This window comes from Hafnia alvei (assembly GCF_034424155.1).
Lineage (GTDB): Bacteria > Pseudomonadota > Gammaproteobacteria > Enterobacterales > Enterobacteriaceae > Hafnia > Hafnia alvei.
On the sequence record NZ_CP139993.1, the window covers coordinates 14304 to 35714 of the forward strand.

Annotated in this window: 11 protein-coding genes and 4 pseudogenes; 10 read left to right on the forward strand and 5 right to left on the reverse strand. The window is 42.4% G+C overall.

Annotation, left to right across the window (positions count from 1 at the left end):
• Nucleotides 1-5725: 5725 nt before the first annotated feature.
• Nucleotides 5726-5984, reverse strand: a pseudogene (locus tag U0008_RS21900) (IS3 family transposase); the annotation flags it as partial.
• Between the two features lie 80 nt (nt 5985-6064).
• On the opposite strand from U0008_RS21900, the pseudogene U0008_RS21905 reads away from it, so the two are divergent.
• A pseudogene (locus U0008_RS21905) lies at nt 6065-7270 on the forward strand (IS91 family transposase).
• Between the two features lie 632 nt (nt 7271-7902).
• Entirely contained in the window at nt 7903-9108 is a 1206-nt protein-coding gene (locus tag U0008_RS21910; RefSeq protein WP_121626117.1) for an IS91 family transposase, read from the forward strand.
• A 1016-nt stretch (nt 9109-10124) separates the two neighbouring features.
• Here U0008_RS21910 and repE read toward each other — a convergent pair.
• The gene (gene repE, locus U0008_RS21915; RefSeq protein WP_043495518.1) at nt 10125-10874 is read right to left on the reverse strand and encodes a replication initiation protein RepE; all 750 of its coding nucleotides are present in this window, start codon (nt 10872-10874) and stop codon (nt 10125-10127) included.
• A gap of 495 nt (nt 10875-11369) precedes the next feature.
• On the opposite strand from repE, the gene U0008_RS21920 reads away from it, so the two are divergent.
• Complete coding sequence (locus U0008_RS21920) at nt 11370-12569, forward strand: AAA family ATPase (RefSeq protein ID WP_043495519.1); 1200 nt, start codon at nt 11370-11372, stop codon at nt 12567-12569.
• 7 nt (nt 12570-12576) lie between these two features.
• On the forward strand, nt 12577-13548 hold the full coding sequence (locus U0008_RS21925; RefSeq protein WP_043495521.1) for a ParB family protein: 972 nt from the start codon (nt 12577-12579) through the stop codon (nt 13546-13548).
• A 239-nt stretch (nt 13549-13787) separates the two neighbouring features.
• On the opposite strand, the gene U0008_RS21930 is transcribed toward U0008_RS21925, so the two are convergent.
• Nucleotides 13788-14485, reverse strand: a protein-coding gene (locus U0008_RS21930) for an IS1-like element IS1A family transposase (protein WP_327058433.1) whose coding sequence is annotated in 2 segments (ribosomal slippage) — nt 13788-14236 and nt 14236-14485 — 699 coding nt in all. Because the reading frame shifts where the segments join, the coding sequence is not laid out codon by codon here.
• Nucleotides 14486-14593: 108 nt separating this feature from the next.
• Between U0008_RS21930 and rclA the strand changes: the two genes are divergently transcribed.
• The 3 genes from rclA (at nt 14594) to U0008_RS21945 (ending at nt 17636) form a co-directional block, all read left to right on the forward strand.
• Nucleotides 14594-15919, forward strand: a complete 1326-nt coding sequence (rclA, locus tag U0008_RS21935) for a reactive chlorine resistance oxidoreductase RclA (RefSeq protein ID WP_043495479.1) — start codon at nt 14594-14596, stop codon at nt 15917-15919.
• Between the two features lie 177 nt (nt 15920-16096).
• Nucleotides 16097-16794 (forward strand): IS1-like element IS1A family transposase gene (locus tag U0008_RS21940; protein ID WP_327058449.1). Its coding sequence is split into 2 segments (ribosomal slippage): nt 16097-16346 and nt 16346-16794, totalling 699 coding nucleotides; the frame shifts between segments, so codons are not numbered across the junction.
• Between the two features lie 149 nt (nt 16795-16943).
• Nucleotides 16944-17636: a Wzz/FepE/Etk N-terminal domain-containing protein gene (locus U0008_RS21945; RefSeq protein ID WP_043495687.1), complete on the forward strand. Its 693-nt coding sequence runs from the start codon at nt 16944-16946 to the stop codon at nt 17634-17636.
• A gap of 214 nt (nt 17637-17850) precedes the next feature.
• On the opposite strand, the pseudogene U0008_RS21950 reads toward U0008_RS21945, so the two are convergent.
• Both U0008_RS21950 and U0008_RS21955 read right to left on the reverse strand, forming a co-directional pair.
• Nucleotides 17851-18183: pseudogene (locus tag U0008_RS21950) on the reverse strand (PIN domain-containing protein); the annotation flags it as partial.
• 156 nt (nt 18184-18339) lie between these two features.
• Nucleotides 18340-19545, reverse strand: a complete 1206-nt coding sequence (locus U0008_RS21955) for an IS91 family transposase (RefSeq protein WP_043495840.1) — start codon at nt 19543-19545, stop codon at nt 18340-18342.
• 83 nt (nt 19546-19628) lie between these two features.
• On the opposite strand from U0008_RS21955, the pseudogene U0008_RS21960 reads away from it, so the two are divergent.
• The 3 genes and pseudogenes from U0008_RS21960 to U0008_RS21970 form a co-directional block, all read left to right on the forward strand.
• Nucleotides 19629-20285, forward strand: a pseudogene (locus U0008_RS21960) (ParB/RepB/Spo0J family partition protein); the annotation flags it as partial.
• A gap of 37 nt (nt 20286-20322) precedes the next feature.
• On the forward strand, nt 20323-20553 hold the full coding sequence (locus U0008_RS21965; RefSeq protein ID WP_051874180.1) for a conjugation system SOS inhibitor PsiB family protein: 231 nt from the start codon (nt 20323-20325) through the stop codon (nt 20551-20553).
• Nucleotides 20554-20720: 167 nt separating this feature from the next.
• On the forward strand, nt 20721-21380 hold the full coding sequence (locus U0008_RS21970; protein ID WP_072008183.1) for a plasmid SOS inhibition protein A: 660 nt from the start codon (nt 20721-20723) through the stop codon (nt 21378-21380).
• The last annotated feature ends 31 nt before the right edge of the window (nt 21381-21411 follow it).

A 21411-nucleotide genomic window follows, 5' to 3' on the forward strand; every position in this document is an offset into this window, starting at 1 on the left:
TTTATTGCGCTAATACAATGAGTTACAGTAGACGAATTGTAAAAGTGGTGGAATTTACCTGGAATAGGTACTTTTGAATACAGAATTATGATATGTATGCAAAAAACCTAGCGCTTAAATCCAATAAATTTCAAAAAAATTTTTCATAACTATTTTTTTAAAAATGCGAAATATCTAGCTAAATGATGGTGAATCTCAACTAAGATCAATATCTCATGAATAAGAAAAGCAGACTCAAATCTCTCTAGTTGCTTATTATAGACTGTTGGATGCGAGGACTCTGATTTCATAAAGCATGCCGACCATTGAACACTTCCTACAACAATTCATATTAAAAATCAGATACCTACTACTGAAATCTTAAATATAATTATCCTGACATTACCAAGAATAAATCAAATTACTATAATTAGCGACGCCAATTACCATCTATTATTGATGCATCTTCCAAGAGAATTTTAAAGTTTAGGAATAACAAGATAAGAATTTACTGAATCAACTGAAAGGATATCGAAAGCAATGATAAATCACTTAATGTACGTAGTGATGAATGTCAAAACATAGCTATATTAATAGCGGTTTGCAACTAATGAAAGTAATTAAATATTTGCCCTGTGTTTAGAAGCAAAGTAATCAGCGCGGACTCATAAGATACTAGTCATAGATTATTCGAATACCTACCAACAGTTAGGTATATTTAACAATTTTGAATACTCCAAAAAGTTCCAGCTGGCAAACGATGCATATAAATGGCTATGATAAATATCCATCATTAACACCTCATTATTTGAGTGTAAATTTGTTAATATATAAATATGAGTGTTACTTAACTACTTGCATCATGCTGTTACTGAGAATCCAAATCCTTGCGTAATACAATTTATCTGAGAGTAAAGAATCTCAAGACGATCTTGTGATGCTTACTCGAAAACTTAAACTAAAAATTATTCAGGACTCAATAAGAGGTACTCGTCTACACTTGAGCTTTTCCATCAAATTGACTAAGAATTTGCACACACTATTCACCTTCTTTTTATAACGAATTAAACTTATCTATTTATGATTACACTTCACTTAGAAAACCTAAATCCACATAAGTATTTTCTAAATATCATAACCCTGATGAACAGTTTTTCTTATAATTGGCATGCTATGCAAATATTTTAAATAAGGCTATCTTTTACATTTAAAATTTAGCAAAGTTTTGACAGTTGAAAAATATATCTACAATTAAGATATATATTGTTGCAGTAAGAGCGAAGTTTTTGCTGTCTATTCTAGCCAAAATAAAAGTGTCGAATATTAGGGCTAGCAATACTTGTTATTTCGTTTATATCAAAAATTCTAGAAATTGTTTTTTCGAGGCGGAATTTTAATTCGTAAACATGATAATTTTTAGAGTTGTGTACAAATTACCTCACAATTAGTTTAAGTGGCGATTTCAGGCTGAAATTCTCACATAAAACATTTATAATTCAGATGGTTACCTACTGGTTTATTTGGCGAGAATTTGATGGTGAGTGACTATTAACTTAACAAAGCACGACAAACTAAATCTCGCCTAAACTTCTTAGCCGTTTATACTAAGGCTTGCTAGTGATGGGTTTATGTCTTCAATTTTTTAATTTTTACGCTTCAAATTATTTATCGGTTTCACAGAAAATTACCTCGGCCTCCCTCTTTACACGAAGAATTATATCAAAAAAGATATTTTGCATGACATGTTACACTGTAAGCATCATTATTAATCATAGAGCTGTAAGCACTATACTTACCCAAAAACGAATATACCAATATTTTAATCTCGCTATATTTCCTCTTGTAAACCTACAAATCAGTATATTTCATCTAAACAATCTTTTGCCTTTTGATGGTTTCTAGGCAGTGGTATATACAAAATCAAAAAAAATTTGAGATAGAGAACGTGCATATCCGTTGAGATAGCTAGTAACTTATCAATACAAAACATCAACTAAGGCACAGCCATTGGCGATTTCAGGCTGAAATCGCCAATAAATAACCATAAAAATTCATGTAGATAAAATTTTTTTGCTAGAAAAAATTTTCAACAGTACATAAAAATTGTTTTTGGAAATTCATTTGCGGATTGTAAAGATAACAGATTCTTAATTTCAGGGCAGTTTGTCACACTATGCTTAGATACATGAAATAATTAGTTATATGTCTTTTGAGTAATAACTGAAGGCATGCAGCATCGTGCTCATGAGTAATGATTTTCTAATCTAATCAACCATGAATCTACATGCGATTTACGCATTTTGCAGAAATCAATAAAAGCTAAATGTCACGATTATCTTATGGCAGAAAGGAGCAATGTCAGTCGTATGGCGATCTCAGCCTGAAATATAAATCAACCAAACGAATTGAGGCCTACCTTCAGGGCAGTTTGTCACACCTTGCTTAGATACATGAAGCATTTAGGTTATATGCCTTATGAGTATTTACTGAAGGCTGCAGTATCGTACTCATGAGCAATGATTTTCTAATCTAATCAACCATGAATATACATGCGATTTACGCATTTGGCAGAAATCAATAAAAGCTAAATGTCACGATTATCTTATGGCAGAAAGGTGTGATGTCAGTCGTATGGCGATTTCAGCCTGAAATACAAATGAACCATCCGATTGAGGACTACCTTCAGGGCAGTTTGTCACATCTGGCCTGGATGAATGAAATATTTAGGTTATATGCCTTTTGAGTATTTACTGAAGGCATGCAGCATCGTACTCATGAGCAATGATTTTCTAATCTAATCAACCATGAATATACATGCGATTTACGCATTTTGCAGAAATCAATGAAAGTTAAATGTCACGATTATCTTATGGCAGAAAGGTGTGATGTCAGTCGTATGGGGATTTCAGCCTGAAATACAAATCAACCGTCCGATTGAGGACTACCTTCAGAGCAGCTTGTCACATCTGGCCTGGATGCATGAAATATTTAGGTTATATGTCTTTTGAGTATTTACTGAAGGCATTCAGTATCGCACTCATGAGCAATGAATTTCTAATCTAATCAACTATGAATATACATGCGATTTACGCATTTTACAGAAATCAATTAAAGTTGAGTGTCACGATTATCTTATGGCAGAAAGGTGCAATGTCAGTCGTATGGCGATTTCAGCCTGAAATACAAAAGAACCAAACGAATTGAGGACTGACTTCAGGGCAGTTTGTCACATTACTGAAGCATGAAACCCTTATGACATTCTTCACGTGTATTGAATGGCTGTCACCAATAAACGTTAATTACTGATTTCTACGCCGAATTTGATCCTATTATATTTAATTCTCCTATGATCGCCCATGTTTCATTATGTTCAGGCCAAGCAATGCTTGGTCATGATTTTACGATGAGTAAAGTATCCATATTTTTACTTGTCTGAGGTCGTTCCCCCTAGGATGATGATGCTATAGCAATTTAGTATTCAATCACACATTTAATATTAGGAATCTACTTAGTAGTGTAAATAACGAAGCGGTGCGGCATCTGCTACGGGCTTGTGGAGAAGCGCAATACTGCGCTATTATTTTGCACGTAGACTAACTCAGCGTGTACAATTTCACAGATAATCATCTGATATTGCTATAATTTTTAGAAATTAAATGTCGAACTTCTCCCAATAACTTTGCGAATAGATAGATTTATCACTAACAACACATGACATATGTGATTCCATCTTCTTCTACACCAATTACTCCGAATTATTCAGGTACCCCGAACTGGGAATTAATTATCTTCCTTAGATGTAACGTATCTGGTCAGCATTTATTTATTATTTATCTAAATTACAACAACTGATATTCATGTTTTTATAAGATGCTATGAACAACAACAGCTTATCAAGCTGCCATTTTTGATTAATATTTCACAAACTATTCTCGCAAGAGGTAGCTCTTTTTCAATGATACGACTTGAGTATTTCGCGATTCAATATAATTAGTACCTGATTTATTTTATCCTTTTGCTTTAGTCAGAATTGCTAATTACTGCCATGTACTTACAGTAAATAGCAAAGGCTGATAGCCGTGTGGCATTCTAAAGTTAACACTTCAGCACCATCAGATATCATAAGCTCGGTAAAATTCTTTAATATAGCGTGCAATTGAACCAAACATAGAACCTACTCTTCAGACTCTAGATGCTCTGTCGTTCTTCAGTAGATGAATGTTGCAAGCGCTTTGTGCTCTTACGGTCTTACCCGAGCAATAGTGATCAACACAAAAAATTCGCAGGGACGAAGTTTCTTTCGTAAAAGATCTTAGACATGAGTGATTGGCTGTGTATTTTCATTACCTAACTAAACTCTGAGGAAAACGTAGGTTTGTTTCCCATTATCATCGATTTATCAGTTTTGTGTGAAATTAGAATATCGCATTAAATTTGGTGGCCTAGTTGACTGTAAGATTACTATAAATAGAAATATATAATTGAAGCACAACACACATAAATCCTGTAGGCAAGACACAAGATAATGACTCGGTTTTATGCTAATTACGTTGATTGATGGAAAGCATATTTCAATCCATAAGTCAGGTTACATTCATATAAATGGAAGGTTAGGTAAATACCATATCCCTCTAAACTGCTATTGAGTGGACCGTTTCTAATAGTAGTTGGAAACAAATATCAATTCATTGCTTATGCTTTTCTTTTTCAGGTTTTATTGTGTCACAGACAATCTTGCATACTAAGAGGCTAATAAAAGTATGATATGCAAATAAATTGCGTGTAAAGTAGGGATTAGAACGGCGATTTCAGACTGAAACGGAAACTTAAAATTCTTATTATTCATGTAGATGGAGAGAGTTTTATGATGGCGAATTGTATCCACATACAAACAAATCGAGATCAACTATGTACCAATACTTTTGCCAAACTTAAAATATATAAGTTTCAGGTCAGGGTTGATTGTCACTGTAAGCCTAATATTAAAAGGTTCTTTGTCATTCAGTAGATACTGAAGCGGGACCTACGCAAAAAATCATTTATCCCCATGATGTGAAGTTTTGGCAACTAGGAACACGATTCGCGAGTTCTGAGCTTTGCATCTTGTAGGGATTCAAAATGCCTGTCTGTCCACTGAACTCTATCGATAACTTCATCCTGAAACCTTATTAAAAAACTAGGAAAAGAAACAAAGTGGTTGCCTACTGAAAGTAAGAAAATATATGTAAAATCAATAAATTGCAATTTTAGCGTGGAGTCTATTTAATAGCGAAAATCATTGAATGTTCGTGAGGGCAAATTGTCACAATTAGATGTTCGTTATAGCTATACACTACACTTGAAAGACTATATCGATTTTCTAAGAGTCTCTATCGGCAATTTAATTAGAAAACATTAATAAAAATGCAAACTCATTAAGGATTTAGCAAATCTCTCAATCTAATCCAAGTTAATCGTCTAATCATCCTTTATGCATAATCCTAATGAAGCATAAAGCTTGCGTTCAGGGCGATTTGTCACAGTTACACGACTGTGATGTGAAAATTCTTTCGATGGGTATAACAATCTATGTAGTAAAGGCAATTTGTCACACTTGTCAGAGCATTATATCCAGAAATGAATCTGAGTACTTTCCAAGGGGTATGATAGTAGACAGTCGAGGGCAGTTTGTCACAGAACAATCTATGAAGATCAGGGTGTAGAGCGTATGTAAGAAAAGGGCATATACTGAATCGCCACTGGTGAACTAAACACTTCCGAGCCGTTGATAATACTGGGTTTCATATTCTGTCAATGACATCAGATCGCTTAAACCATGCCGACACTTACTGTTTTAAAACATTTCGATGTAACTAAAATATCGCTGCGGGCTTATTCCCGCGTTCCGTAGATCTTGTTCTTTATTCGTTAACACTTCAGCCACTGGAAAAGCTTTCTGCGACAGCACTATCATGGCTGTTACCCCGACGGCCCATGCTGCCCTCCAGTCCGTGTGATTTCAGGAACAATAGCCGCCTGCGGCGGAGCTAAGACTCTGTAAGTCAATGGCTGTTTTCAGTAACCATCTCCCGTTATAATCCGGTGCATGTATATTCCTCGCCCCGCAAAACTCCTCTTTCAGATTGATGACGGCTGGGATCGTCTTCTCATCAATCGCGGTCATACTATCCCCGAATGGACCAAACTGGTCATTGAGCGCATGCTCGCCTGCGGCACCGGTGCCATGGGGATACGCCGTTATTGCTGTGAGTCTGCTCACTGCACCCACACCAAATATTTCTGTCAGAGCTGCAAAAGTAAAGGCTGCAGCGCCTGCGGCATGAAAGCCACCGAGCAATGGATAGCAGAGCAGCAACACATCCTCCCCGACTGCGAATGGTAGCACATCACCTTTACCATGCCCGATAAACTCTGGCCGGCGTTTAATCTTAACTGGCCGTTACTCAATCAGTTGTTTGCTTGTGCTGCCTATACCCTCCTGAAATGGGCGGAAAAGATGGGCATTGAAATCGGGCTATTTGCCGCCCTGCACACTTACGGACGCCAGCTTAACCAGCATCCGCATATCCATTTATCCGTCACCCGTGGCGGGTTATGCCGCAAACACGGCGTCTGGCGCTCAGTTTTCTTTAAAAAAAAGGTGGCTGAGCGTTACTGGCGTCAGGCTGTCATTGCCCTGCTTCGTCAGCACTATGCTTCGCTGGATTTAGCCGCCGCAGGCTACAGGCATATCCGCGACTACAGGGAATGGTGCCAGTTTTTAGAATCACAATATCAGCGGCGATGGAAAATTCACTTTGCCAAGAAGACAAAGCACGCACGGCAAAACGTCAATTATCTCGGCCGTTACCTGAAACGGCCACCTGTTGCAGCCTCCAAATTACGCCACTACAGTGGCGGGACAGTGGTTCATCATTACTATGACCACCGGACAGGTCAGCATAAAATCCAATATCTGAGCCAGGAGGAGATGCTGATGCGCTATATCAGCCATATCCCCTCACGACATTTTAAAATGGTGCGGTATTACGGCTTTCTGGCCAACCGGAAACGGGGGGCTTTACTGCCGGAGGTGTATGCGGCACTGGACATAAAGGAGAAGGAGAAACCGCCAAAACCAGGCTTTGCGTCTTTGATGAAGCAGTTTACCCGGATAGATCCGTACCAGTGTGTGCTGTGTGGCAGCAGAATGGTCTTCAACTGTGCGGAAGCGGGTATCAGGGCAGATAAATTACTGGAGATGCGGCGTCAGGAATTTAAGAAACGACGATGGTTACAACAGGCGGCATAGGGAAGATCTGCTTAAAATTCATAAAATTGAATAATAAACCACCGAAGCACTGTGAATTTATACAACCGCAGCCGGATAAAACAGAGGATCGCTCATCAGCATAAGAAGCTAACGCCCTGAAAACAGGGTAAAAACAACTTTCAGTTTCCTAACCATCAAGCTACAGGTGAGGGCAAGTTGTCACATTTGGGACTGTTATGGCGAAAAAAACCATAGCATCTGATAACAGCGTTGGATGATGTAAAGACTGAAGCATCCAGCCTTTATTGCTACATATGGTAGTATTAAGCGCTTATCCGTGTACCACTCAGTAAAATATTGAGGTTTGCTGTACCTATTCAGGACTGAAATACCGATTATGAAATTAGATGATAGATAGCGAGGTTAATTTCGTTAAAAGAGTGAAAATCTATCAAAACCTTTATTTCACTTATTAATCTATGACATCTAGGATAGTTTCTGATACTCAGGGCAAATTGTCACATTAGCAACAAGTGAGGAGGAGACAGCCCGCAGATATCCTATAAAATGTACAGGACTCTATCCCTTGAACAATAGCCGCCTGCGGCGGAGCTAAGACTCTGTAAGTCAATGGCTGTTTTCAGTAACCATCTCCCGTTATAATCCGGTGCATGTATATTCCTCGCCCCGCAAAACTCCTCTTTCAGATTGATGACGGCTGGGATCGTCTTCTCATCAATCGCGGTCATACTATCCCCGAATGGACCAAACTGGTCATTGAGCGCATGCTCGCCTGCGGCACCGGTGCCATGGGGATACGCCGTTATTGCTGTGAGTCTGCTCACTGCACCCACACCAAATATTTCTGTCAGAGCTGCAAAAGTAAAGGCTGCAGCGCCTGCGGCATGAAAGCCACCGAGCAATGGATAGCAGAGCAGCAACACATCCTCCCCGACTGCGAATGGCAGCACATCACCTTTACCATGCCCGATAAACTCTGGCCGGCGTTTAATCTTAACTGGCCGTTACTCAATCAGTTGTTTGCTTGTGCTGCCTATACCCTCCTGAAATGGGCGGAAAAGATGGGCATTGAAATCGGGCTATTTGCCGCCCTGCACACTTACGGACGCCAGCTTAACCAGCATCCGCATATCCATTTATCCGTCACCCGTGGCGGGTTATGCCGCAAACACGGCGTCTGGCGCTCAGTTTTCTTTAAAAAAAAGGTGGCTGAGCGTTACTGGCGTCAGGCTGTCATTGCCCTGCTTCGTCAGCACTATGCTTCGCTGGATTTAGCCGCCGCAGGCTACAGGCATATCCGCGACTACAGGGAATGGTGCCAGTTTTTAGAATCACAATATCAGCGGCGATGGAAAATTCACTTTGCCAAGAAGACAAAGCACGCACGGCAAAACGTCAATTATCTCGGCCGTTACCTGAAACGGCCACCTGTTGCAGCCTCCAAATTACGCCACTACAGTGGCCGGACAGTGGTTCATCATTACTATGACCACCGGACAGGTCAGCATAAAATCCAATATCTGAGCCAGGAGGAGATGCTGATGCGCTATATCAGCCATATCCCCTCACGACATTTTAAAATGGTGCGGTATTACGGCTTTCTGGCCAACCGGAAACGGGGGGCTTTACTGCCGGAGGTGTATGCGGCACTGGACATAAAGGAGAAGGAGAAACCGCCAAAACCAGGCTTTGCGTCTTTGATGAAGCAGTTTACCCGGATAGATCCGTACCAGTGTGTGCTGTGTGGCAGCAGAATGGTCTTCAACTGTGCGGAAGCGGGTATCAGGGCAGATAAATTACTGGAGATGCGGCGTCAGGAATTTAAGAAACGACGATGGTTACAACAGGCGGCATAGGGAAGATCTGCTTAAAATTCATAAAATTGAATAATAAACCACCGAAGCACTGTGAATTTATACAACCGCAGCCGGATAAAACAGAGGATCGCTCATCAGCATAAGAAGCTAACGCCCTGAAAACAGGGTAAAAACAACTTTCAGTTTCCTAACCATCAAGAAATTTTCCCTCAATAATCTCTATCATACTTCTGATACTTGTTAATAAGGTAGGAAGGGCTTATAGGAAAATAATTAGATGTCACGAACATCTCTCAAAAATTAGTACCATACAGCTAATTTACTGGCGATTCCAGCCCGAAATTTACAAATAAATATCACAACTTTCAATGTGATAGGCACGATACTGCAGTGGAGTATTTTTGTTAAAGATGACATCTTCTTGTCATCTTTAACTTCATTTCCTTTAAAAACTTTTCCATTTTGTATAAATGCTCTCAATCAGGGCAAATTGTCACATTTTGGAAATTTGGGGCCTAAAAGGTACGCTGAAATGAACAACTCAACAGATAGCCTCCACGTATAAGGGCAATTTGTCACAGATTTTTCGCTCATTGCCTACGTGATAGCTATTTTAAGATACCGATATTAGTTTCATTGGTACCACAAAGTCCGAGTCATTATACAAAAACCTATTAAATTCAATTAAATATATCGATTAGAACTCTATATAGCAATTAGATACAGCTCAGATTGAGAATTGGGATACATGACCACATGCATTCAATAAATACGCATTAGCTACAGGGCAGTTTGTCACACTTGGGCATCAGTTGAAGAATAGAAGGCACGGTATCTATCAATTATTGGTGCGGCATAAATTGAAATACAGCTTACGGATGCCCGAACTGTGGACCTGACTAAGCAAAGGGTATTGGAAGAAAAACCAATGAAATTATACATATAAGTTGTAATCAACAAATCTTTGGAAGATACCGTAAGTAACACACTTATTCACTACATTTTAAGGAGAAGAAATTAATACGTTAGAAATGAGTAATAAGATTCAGCAAAGTCTACAAAAGCCGTTGATCATCAATGAAAGTAAAAACAATATGTGTAGTCTGGCGACCTTTTTTTTTCTCAGAATAAGAAACCTTCATGGGAGTTCGTGCGTTAATCTCCTCAACTACTGGTTGTAAGAACCGGCGACGAAAATCTGGCATACGCGTGTAGCTTTGAGGCAGCTGATAGCGTTCCATCATCCAACTTATTGTCAAAGACAAAATACCTGAACCATCGGGCTTGCGATACTGACACAACGACTCATATAGCCGCATAGCATATGGACTAGTGATCTCTTTCGTTTCACTGAGTCTAAATTGTGTAAAACGATTTTGTAAGCCTATAAAGTAGGGTATTAGAAAAGGATTGATATGAACGCTGTACGTACCTCTAGCTGGGCTGTAGGCACGCTTAATGAACCAAGGAAAAGATTCATAGCCCTTTTCACCGCCTGAGTCTTCTTCTGGGCGATAGACAGTAATTTCCTTGCCAGCAAATCCTTTTAGAGCTTGACGTATGTCCTTGCTTGCTTCCGCCGATGTTAGCCCAAAAGTGCTAGCATATTGTGATACCTGTATTTCACAGGTACCGTCATGCTCATTCAAGGACCCATCATGGCGCCGTATCTGCTCTACAAATAAATAAAGCATACGCTTTTGGTCACGAGTTAAGCTATACGCAGCCTCGGTTAGCTCATTAGACTGAACTATTCGCGGACTGTTTTTTCTTCGTTTTGTATTTATAAGTGGAGTATCAGTCATAATTTCGTCCGTAATATGTGACAGAGTTAAAGCTTGTCACCGTATCTACCGGCTGTCAACAACCCTGTTATTTAGCATAAAAGAAGAGGGTGATTTGTCACAGTCTTTAGGGCAAATTGTCACGGATAAAGCGACTCATTGAGGGCAAAGAGTCACACATTAAGGGTAGTTTGTCACAGGAGAAGCTCTGTAAGCCGCAGTCTATCTAGCTTTCACCTTGCCTAAAAAGATATAAAAACATTAATAAAAAAGATCTCTTAAAAATAGTCATGTATATGTGGATAAGTGTGGATTAGGAATATGTATAGACCGTAGTCATTACGCTTCCTCACCAATTCGCTCACTTCGTTCGGTCATTGGTTGTGGCGAGCGTTGCTTTTTTTTTCATCAGAAACTTTCATTTAAGTCGACTATTTTTAGTATTGGAGCTTTACATTAGTAGTTGTGTGTAGGATTATTGTGTTAATTCGAAAATGCTACATGTAAGGTTGCGCAATGAATAATGCTTACAAACAGATCGACAGGGTAGCTGAGCGTTCTGCCCGTATGTTGCAATCACTAACGGAACAAATTTCGTCACAGAAACAAGAGTTACAAGAAATTGCTTATTACCAAGTCTATGCAAAAGCAGCTGTAGCCAAATTACCCAGACTCACGCGAGCAAGCGTGGATTATGCTGTGAGTGAGATGGAGGCTAATGGATACTTATTTGAAAAACGACAAGCAGGTTCTTCAATAAAGTATGCAATGACTCTTCAGAATATAATTGACTTATATCATCATCGGGGGATCCCTAAATATAGAGATAGATATTCTGATGCCTTTACATTTTTTGTAGGAAATCTAAAGGGCGGCGTATCAAAAACAGTAAGTACAGTATCGCTAGCGCATGCACTTAGAACTCACCCACATCTAATTTATGAAGATTTACGTATTTTAGTTATTGATCTCGACCCACAGTCATCAGCGACTATGTTTTTGAACCATGCTCAATCCATTGGCTCCGTAGAGACGACAGCAGCTCAAGCAATGTTGCAAAATGTCTCTAGAGAAGAGTTGCTCGAGGAGTTCATTCTTCCTTCTGTTGTTCAAGGTGTTGATGTAATAGCAGCTTCAATAGAAGATGCATTCATTGCATCTCGTTGGGAAGATCTTTGTGCAGAGCACTTACCAGGACAAAATATTTATACTGTCTTAAAAGATAATATAATCAGTAAATTGAATGATGATTATGATTTTATTTTTGTTGATAGTGGGCCACATCTTGATGCATTTCTCTCTAATGCTATAGCAGCATCAAATATTCTGATGACACCTGTACCACCTGCACAAGTTGATTTTCATTCAACACTTAAGTATTTGACTAGACTGCCTGAACTTATTGAAATGATTGAAAAAACAGGTGCCACAACAAGTTTGATGGGTAACATAGGCTTTATGTCAAAACTTGTAAATAAAACAGATCACAAGCTCTGTCATAGCTTAGCTAAAGAAATTTTTGGCGGAGATATGCTAGATGTTGCTTTGCCTAGATTAGATGGATTCGAGAGGTGTGGCGAATCCTTTGATACGGTCATTTCAGCAAATCCGGCGACATATATTGGCAGTAGTGAAGCATTAAAAAATGCCAAAACTGCGGCTGAGGATTTTGCTAAAGCTGTATTTGATCGTATCGAATTTATCCGTGCAAATTGAGGTTGCTATGAATACTAAAAGAAAAACGATTGGAAGAACATTTAATGGCTCTCAGATCAGCACAGATGATGAAAGAGCAATTATTAATCAGAGGTTTACACTATCATCAGGAAAAACAGCTGTATTCAACTTAGAGCGTGTTTCAGCTGAAGATGTTGCAGAGAAGACTTTCGTACAACTTGTTGTCAATGGCAGAGACCAAAGCGGGTTAACTGAAGCATCCTTAAGTGATATCACTAGAACAATTAAATTACAGCAATTTTTTCCGGCAATTGGGCGCCAAGTCGGAGATAAAATTGAAATTCTAGATGGCTCACGTCGACGTGCTGCCGCATTGCTCAGCAAAGTTGGGTTAACCGTTTTAGTCACTCAAGCAGAACTTAGTATTGATGATGCACGTCAACTAGCAGCCGATATTCAAACAGCTAAAGAACATAATATACGCGAAATTGGATTACGTTTACTTAAGTTACGCGAGAATGGCATGAGTCAGAAAGAAATTGCTGAAGTTGAAAGGCTATCTGCTGCAAAGGTTACTAGAGCTATTCAAGCTGCTTCTGTTCCTTCTGAAATTGTTGCTATTTTTCCTATCCAGTCTGAATTAACTTACCCTGACTACAAGTTATTACTTGATGTACACTCTCAAATTCTTAAGGATGGAGGCTCGATTGATTTGCTCCTCAAGAATGTTCATGAGGCGAAGGGGGAGCTTGATAAATTAGAATACCTTCCTCCAGATGAACAGAAGAACATATTGATCAATCTTTTTAAACAAGAGGCTAAAAGTCTCCTCTCACAAGAAAAGAATACTAAAGCTATTGTTAAGCCACTATGGTCTTTTGAAGGAAAAGATGTCTTTGCACGTAAACGTATTAAAGATCGTTCATTTAGCTATGAGTTCAATCGTGTACCTAAAGCTTTTCAAGAGGAGCTTGATCGAATGATCCAAGTTGTAATGAGAAAACATTTCCAAGAATAGTTTTCCATTGAGGTAATGCGATTAAGAATATGATTGTAGTTTGTTTTTAATGATTTCAGGCTGAAATCACCATTTAATAAAGTACCAACGCATAATGTTAATGGTGTGTATAGAGCTAGCTACAGTCTCTAAATTTTGAAATGTAGAAATATGGAAGATTTTTTTAGATATCAATTCATAGGATATTTTGACTTAGCACTCTCATTAAACTTGTACTTCAGTTGGGTAATGACTCCAACTTATTGATAGTGTTTTATGTTCAGATAATGCCCGATGACTTTGTCATGCAGCTCCACCGATTTTGAGAACGACAGCGACTTCCGTCCCAGCCGTGCCAGGTGCTGCCTCAGATTCAGGTTATGCCGCTCAATTCGCTGCGTATATCGCTTGCTGATTACGTGCAGCTTTCCCTTCAGGCGGGATTCATACAGCGGCCAGCCATCCGTCATCCATATCACCACGTCAAAGGGTGACAGCAGGCTCATAAGACGCCCCAGCGTCGCCATAGTGCGTTCACCGAATACGTGCGCAACAACCGTCTTCCGGAGCCTGTCATACGCGTAAAACAGCCAGCGCTGGCGCGATTTAGCCCCGACATAGCCCCACTGTTCGTCCATTTCCGCGCAGACGATGACGTCACTGCCCGGCTGTATGCGCGAGGTTACCGACTGCGGCCTGAGTTTTTTAAGTGACGTAAAATCGTGTTGAGGCCAACGCCCATAATGCGGGCAGTTGCCCGGCATCCAACGCCATTCATGGCCATATCAATGATTTTCTGGTGCGTACCGGGTTGAGAAGCGGTGTAAGTGAACTGCAGTTGCCATGTTTTACGGCAGTGAGAGCAGAGATAGCTCTGATGTCCGGCGGTGCTTTTGCCGTTACGCACCACCCCGTCAGTAGCTGAACAGGAGGGACAGCTGATAGAAACAGAAGCCACTGGAGCACCTCAAAAACACCATCATACACTAAATTAGTAAGTTGGCAGCATCACCTTTTGCGTCTATAGTCATGATGTCAAATGAACGCGTTTCGACAGGAAATCATCATGAATAAATATCAGGCAGTTATTATTGGTTTTGGCAAGGCTGGAAAAACATTAGCCGTCACGCTGGCAAAAGCAGGTTGGCGTGTGGCTCTCATCGAACAATCAAATGCAATGTATGGCGGGACCTGTATTAATATCGGCTGTATCCCAACCAAAACATTGGTTCATGACGCACAGCAGCACACAGATTTTGTCCGTGCCATACAGCGTAAAAATGAAGTGGTTAATTTTTTACGTAATAAGAATTTTCATAATCTTGCGGATATGCCCAATATCGACGTGATCGACGGCCAGGCGGAGTTTATCAATAATCATAGCCTGCGTGTTCATCGGCCTGAGGGAAATTTGGAGATTCATGGCGAGAAAATTTTTATTAATACCGGTGCACAAGCCGTGGTTCCGCCAATTCCTGGAATTACCACCACGCCTGGTGTATATGACAGCACCGGATTACTTAATCTAAAAGAATTGCCTGGGCATTTAGGTATTTTGGGCGGCGGATATATTGGCGTTGAGTTCGCCTCTATGTTCGCTAATTTTGGCAGCAAAGTAACCATTTTAGAGGCAGCTTCGCTGTTTTTTCCTCGGGAAGATCGGGATATTGCTGATAATATCGCGACGATTTTACGCGATCAGGGCGTCGATATTATCCTCAATGCCCATGTGGAGCGAATCAGTCACCATGAAAATCAAGTGCAAGTGCATAGCGAGCACGCCCAACTGGCGGTGGATGCACTGTTAATAGCTTCCGGTCGTCAACCGGCTACCGCTTCGTTACATCCAGAAAATGCCGGTATCGCAGTAAACGAGCGCGGGGCAATTGTCGTTGACAAGCGATTACATACCACCGCAGACAATATTTGGGCGATGGGAGATGTTACCGGCGGGCTGCAATTTACTTACATATCACTGGATGATTACCGCATTGTACGTGATGAGTTACTGGGTGAAGGCAAACGTAGTACTGATGATCGGAAAAATGTGCCTTATTCCGTATTTATGACACCGCCCCTGTCCAGGGTTGGTATGACAGAAGAACAAGCCAGAGAGAGTGGTGCTGATATTCAGGTGGTGACATTGCCTGTAGCTGCAATTCCGCGCGCCAGAGTGATGAACGATACCCGTGGGGTATTAAAAGCGATTGTTGATAATAAAACCCAACGTATATTAGGGGCATCACTGCTGTGTGTTGACTCCCACGAGATGATCAATATAGTGAAAATGGTGATGGATGCCGGGCTGCCTTATAGCATATTACGCGATCAGATATTTACTCATCCGTCGATGAGCGAATCACTCAATGATCTATTTTCATTAGTCAAATAAACTCAAAATCAGACGCCAGAACAAATATTCTGGCGTCTCAGAGAAAAGAATCTTATTAATTCTCTGTTACTCTATAACTTCTTAATCACTTCATTGATGGTATTTTATATGTTTAAAAAATCGGTGATGCTGCCAACTTACTGATTTAGTGTATGATGGTGTTTTTGAGGTGCTCCAGTGGCTTCTGTTTCTATCAGCTGTCCCTCCTGTTCAGCTACTGACGGGGTGGTGCGTAACGGCAAAAGCACCGCCGGACATCAGCGCTATCTCTGCTCTCACTGCCGTAAAACATGGCAACTGCAGTTCACTTACACCGCTTCTCAACCCGGTACGCACCAGAAAATCATTGATATGGCCATGAATGGCGTTGGATGCCGGGCAACTGCCCGCATTATGGGCGTTGGCCTCAACACGATTTTACGTCACTTAAAAAACTCAGGCCGCAGTCGGTAACCTCGCGCATACAGCCGGGCAGTGACGTCATCGTCTACGCGGAAATGGACGAACAGTGGGGCTATGTCGGGGCTAAATCGCGCCAGCGCTGGCTGTTTTACGCGTATGACAGGCTCCGGAAGACGGTTGTTGCGCACGTATTCGGTGAACGCACTATGGCGACGCTGGGGCGTCTTATGAGCCTGCTGTCACTCTTTGACGTGGTGATATGGATGACGGATGGCTGGCCGCTGTATGAATCCCGCCTGAAGGGAAAGCTGCACGTAATCAGCAAGCGATATACGCAGCGAATTGAGCGGCATAACCTGAATCTGAGGCAGCACCTGGCACGGCTGGGACGGAAGTCGCTGTCGTTCTCAAAATCGGTGGAGCTGCATGACAAAGTCATCGGGCATTATCTGAACATAAAACACTATCAATAAGTTGGAGTCATTACCGGAAATAGCCCCCTTATAAATCCTACTTTGTTGATATTTACATGCGTAAACAACACTAAAATGAGTATTTAGTCTCAATGGCGATATATGATTTTTTCTGGTAAATATCATAAAAATTATTAACGAGGATGACTATGAGTGGTCACGAAAGTAATTCTGATGAAATTGACCTTTTTGAACTGCTATTACAGTTATGGAATGGTAGGAAAACTATCATTATAACGGTATGTTTCACGGTAATGTTGGCTGTCGGATACCTAAATTTTGCAAAAGAAAAATGGACATCAATCGCGATTATTACACCGCCACAACTTGGTCAGTTGGCTGATTATTCAAATATGAAAAAAGCACTCGAGATAAAAATACAGACTATCACTACAGAATTAGATGCTCAGGTAAAGACTGCTCAGGAGAAAAAAGTACGGCGCTTAAGTGTCTTGTCAGAGGCATTAAAAATTGCTGAAGCTACGAATACCAAGAGCATTATGCTCAAAGAGGCAAATGAACTTTCTGATGAGATGTTATTTATGCTAGGTGTACCTGCTTTAAAAACTATTATTGCCAATGAAAGCTTTTGGCCATTGTATTTGAGTGATAGCTACTACTCAAATCTAGAGACATTACGCGCGCTGGGCGAGATTAAAATCAGAGATGATAGGAGTGTAACGTTAGAAGCATTTTCATTTTCACAACAACCGTCGTTGCCCGTCATAAAGGATGCGCCGAAAAAGACACTAATATTAGTCCTATCTGTATTGCTAGGTGGCTTGATCGGTGCGGGAATTGTACTGTGTAGGGAGTTTCTTCGTCATTACTCTGCGTCCTAGCGCCTGAACAGTCTGTGCTACTTGCCTAAGTCGGTATTGTACTTGGCTAAGGTTTATACGTTATTCTTTCATTAAGATACGAAAAAAAGTAAAAGTCGGATATCTTCATGTCCAGGTGTTTGATAAGCCGAATTAGCCTTTTAATAACGCAGAAATTGAATACGACTAACATCGCACAATAATGGTCAGGCTGCCGGATAGCGGCCTGACTCCATTACTTCACCCAGTCTTCTAATACCAAATTTGGCACCCGCTCAAACTCTCTGACATTATTCGTCACCAGAATGGTGCCGGCCGCAATCGCATGCCCAGCAATCGCCGTGTCGTTGGGACCGATGGGTGTACCGGCTGCGGTTAGCGCCGCTTTGACACTTGCAGTGGCATCTACCGCGGCACGATCCCACGGCAGGATAGCGTCGAGGCGAGCGCAGAACGCATCGACCAGTTGGCCATGACGGGGCGAGGCCTTTTTCCCAATGGCACCGAAGCGCATCTCTGCGTAGGTGATGGCCGAGATCACGATGCGATGGTTGCGCAGTACCGCTTGATGGTTAGGAAACTGAAAGTTGTTTTTACCCTGTTTTCAGGGCGTTAGCTTCTTATGCTGATGAGCGATCCTCTGTTTTATCCGGCTGCGGTTGTATAAATTCACAGTGCTTCGGTGGTTTATTATTCAATTTTATGAATTTTAAGCAGATCTTCCCTATGCCGCCTGTTGTAACCATCGTCGTTTCTTAAATTCCTGACGCCGCATCTCCAGTAATTTATCTGCCCTGATACCCGCTTCCGCACAGTTGAAGACCATTCTGCTGCCACACAGCACACACTGGTACGGATCTATCCGGGTAAACTGCTTCATCAAAGACGCAAAGCCTGGTTTTGGCGGTTTCTCCTTCTCCTTTATGTCCAGTGCCGCATACACCTCCGGCAGTAAAGCCCCCCGTTTCCGGTTGGCCAGAAAGCCGTAATACCGCACCATTTTAAAATGTCGTGAGGGGATATGGCTGATATAGCGCATCAGCATCTCCTCCTGGCTCAGATATTGGATTTTATGCTGACCTGTCCGGTGGTCATAGTAATGATGAACCACTGTCCCGCCACTGTAGTGGCGTAATTTGGAGGCTGCAACAGGTGGCCGTTTCAGGTAACGGCCGAGATAATTGACGTTTTGCCGTGCGTGCTTTGTCTTCTTGGCAAAGTGAATTTTCCATCGCCGCTGATATTGTGATTCTAAAAACTGGCACCATTCCCTGTAGTCGCGGATATGCCTGTAGCCTGCGGCGGCTAAATCCAGCGAAGCATAGTGCTGACGAAGCAGGGCAATGACAGCCTGACGCCAGTAACGCTCAGCCACCTTTTTTTTAAAGAAAACTGAGCGCCAGACGCCGTGTTTGCGGCATAACCCGCCACGGGTGACGGATAAATGGATATGCGGATGCTGGTTAAGCTGGCGTCCGTAAGTGTGCAGGGCGGCAAATAGCCCGATTTCAATGCCCATCTTTTCCGCCCATTTCAGGAGGGTATAGGCAGCACAAGCAAACAACTGATTGAGTAACGGCCAGTTAAGATTAAACGCCGGCCAGAGTTTATCGGGCATGGTAAAGGTGATGTGCTGCCATTCGCAGTCGGGGAGGATGTGTTGCTGCTCTGCTATCCATTGCTCGGTGGCTTTCATGCCGCAGGCGCTGCAGCCTTTACTTTTGCAGCTCTGACAGAAATATTTGGTGTGGGTGCAGTGAGCAGACTCACAGCAATAACGGCGTATCCCCATGGCACCGGTGCCGCAGGCGAGCATGCGCTCAATGACCAGTTTGGTCCATTCGGGGATAGTATGACCGCGATTGATGAGAAGACGATCCCAGCCGTCATCAATCTGAAAGAGGAGTTTTGCGGGGCGAGGAATATACATGCACCGGATTATAACGGGAGATGGTTACTGAAAACAGCCATTGACTTACAGAGTCTTAGCTCCGCCGCAGGCGGCTATTGTTCTGTACGCATGTGTATCTAGGATGCACAACGACTCGCCACCCGTTCGTGATCGGCTTGACCGTGTCACATTATTCTCTGACGGATAATGCGCCATCGGGTGAGGAAGGAATGGCCTACATTACGTTGATGCAAGAAAAAGCACGGCTGGAAGCGCTCTTACCAGAAGGTTGGGAGAAAGACTTTACCACCTTCTTTACGCTGGATAACTCAGTTCTCATGGCGCTGATGGCATATTGCACCGCATGCTCGGTTGATGGTGTTCAGACCCGCGACATGGGGCATACATCACGCAGTCCGCTCGATACGCTAGAAACTGCTCTTGATTTCCATATGCGCGATTGGTGGCAACCGACGAAAGCAAACTTCTTCGATCATCTGAAAAAACCGCAAATCATTGATGCCTTGAACGAAGCAGGGCAGACAGGTGCCGCGCGTGACGCCGACAAGATGAAAAAAGGCGATGCCGCCGAACTGGCTGAAAGCAAAATGGGGAGTAATCGCTGGGTTCCTGCTTGGATGTGTACGCCCGATGCACAAAAGCCCGCATCTGATGCGAAAAATTCGCCCGTAGTGTCTGAAATTGCCCCATCTGATGCACAAAACAGCGTATCTGATGCACAGAACGACGTTGATACTCATATCGCGAACGCCGCCTAACTTGGAGACGCTGCCCGAAAGGGCAGCGGTTTAACACATGAAATTTATTGGGACGCTGTTAAGAAAATCCGAGTTACACGCGATGAGCGCTGTCGAACTGGAACAGTTTGCCGAACGCGGTCAGGATTATCGGCATGTGCTGTCGTGTTCTGTATTGAATATTTTAAAAGTACCGCAGGGATGTGTCGTTGAAGCTGAATACGGCAGCGAGTTTGGCGGGCTATACCCCGTTACGCTACGGATTGCGCCAAAAGGCGAGTCGCCATAGGCGGAGTGGTACGTATCGAGTGCAGGAACAGAGTGTGATGGATGGTCTGTCTGCCGAGTTGATAGCGCCGGTCAAGTCGTTGACCTGTACTTTGATGTACATTTTCAGCCCGATCATCTTAACGCTCTGTTGGCAAAAGAAGCCCAGCACTATCAGGAGGTGGCAGCGTGATCCCTAATAATCTTGCACTCATTCCGCATAACGTCCATCAGTTTGCGGCAACGCAGGCCATCATCGATGTCGAACGCAAGCAGCTGCGCGGCACGCAACTCGGACAACATCCTTATGCGCGAGCTTTATTCCGGCACTTACGCGGCGGCGCAATGCGGATCACGGCCAAAGATATTCGCTTTGCAGCCGGTGACTATTCGCCAAAAGAGCGGGGCGGGGCGTCCAAGTCGGACTATATCGCCGCCCTCGACAAACTGATAGAGACGCGAGGGATGGATTGCCCGCTGCCGCTGTCGGGCAGCGCGGTTAAGCAGTATTTTCCCGATGAGCATTACCGACTATCAGAACGAAAAAATAGACAATGGGAACTGCGGTTTGCCCGTGTCGATAAAATTGAAGCTAAACAGCGCCAGCAAAAGCGCCGCCGCTATCAAACACAGGTGGCGCAGGCACAGATTGAACTGGCGTTTACTACGCCGAGTGAGCTAGCAGCGTGGTATAAACGCCAAGAACGGCAGGGGATTTTCGATGACGATCTCATTGAATGCGTCCATGCCTGGAGTCAACGTTTCTGCGGTGTACGTAGCCAGGTATTTTTATCAGGACAACCTTTGTGGGCGGTGCTCAACGATATGCATGACGAACTCGAGAGCTGAACTCCTATTGAGCGATGGCTGGATGAATTAT

What these genes read in the sequence shown, in the direction of transcription:
- U0008_RS21945 (WP_043495687.1), top strand. Translation starts at nt 16,944, where the DNA reads ATGAGTGGTCACGAAAGTAATTCTGATGAAATTGACCTTTTTGAACTG.
- repE (WP_043495518.1), bottom strand. Translation starts at nt 10,874, where the DNA reads ATGACTGATACTCCACTTATAAATACAAAACGAAGAAAAAACAGTCCG.
- U0008_RS21965 (WP_051874180.1), top strand. Translation starts at nt 20,323, where the DNA reads ATGAAATTTATTGGGACGCTGTTAAGAAAATCCGAGTTACACGCGATG.
- U0008_RS21955 (WP_043495840.1), bottom strand. Translation starts at nt 19,545, where the DNA reads ATGTATATTCCTCGCCCCGCAAAACTCCTCTTTCAGATTGATGACGGC.
- U0008_RS21910 (WP_121626117.1), top strand. Translation starts at nt 7,903, where the DNA reads ATGTATATTCCTCGCCCCGCAAAACTCCTCTTTCAGATTGATGACGGC.
- U0008_RS21925 (WP_043495521.1), top strand. Translation starts at nt 12,577, where the DNA reads ATGAATACTAAAAGAAAAACGATTGGAAGAACATTTAATGGCTCTCAG.
- rclA (WP_043495479.1), top strand. Translation starts at nt 14,594, where the DNA reads ATGAATAAATATCAGGCAGTTATTATTGGTTTTGGCAAGGCTGGAAAA.
- U0008_RS21920 (WP_043495519.1), top strand. Translation starts at nt 11,370, where the DNA reads ATGAATAATGCTTACAAACAGATCGACAGGGTAGCTGAGCGTTCTGCC.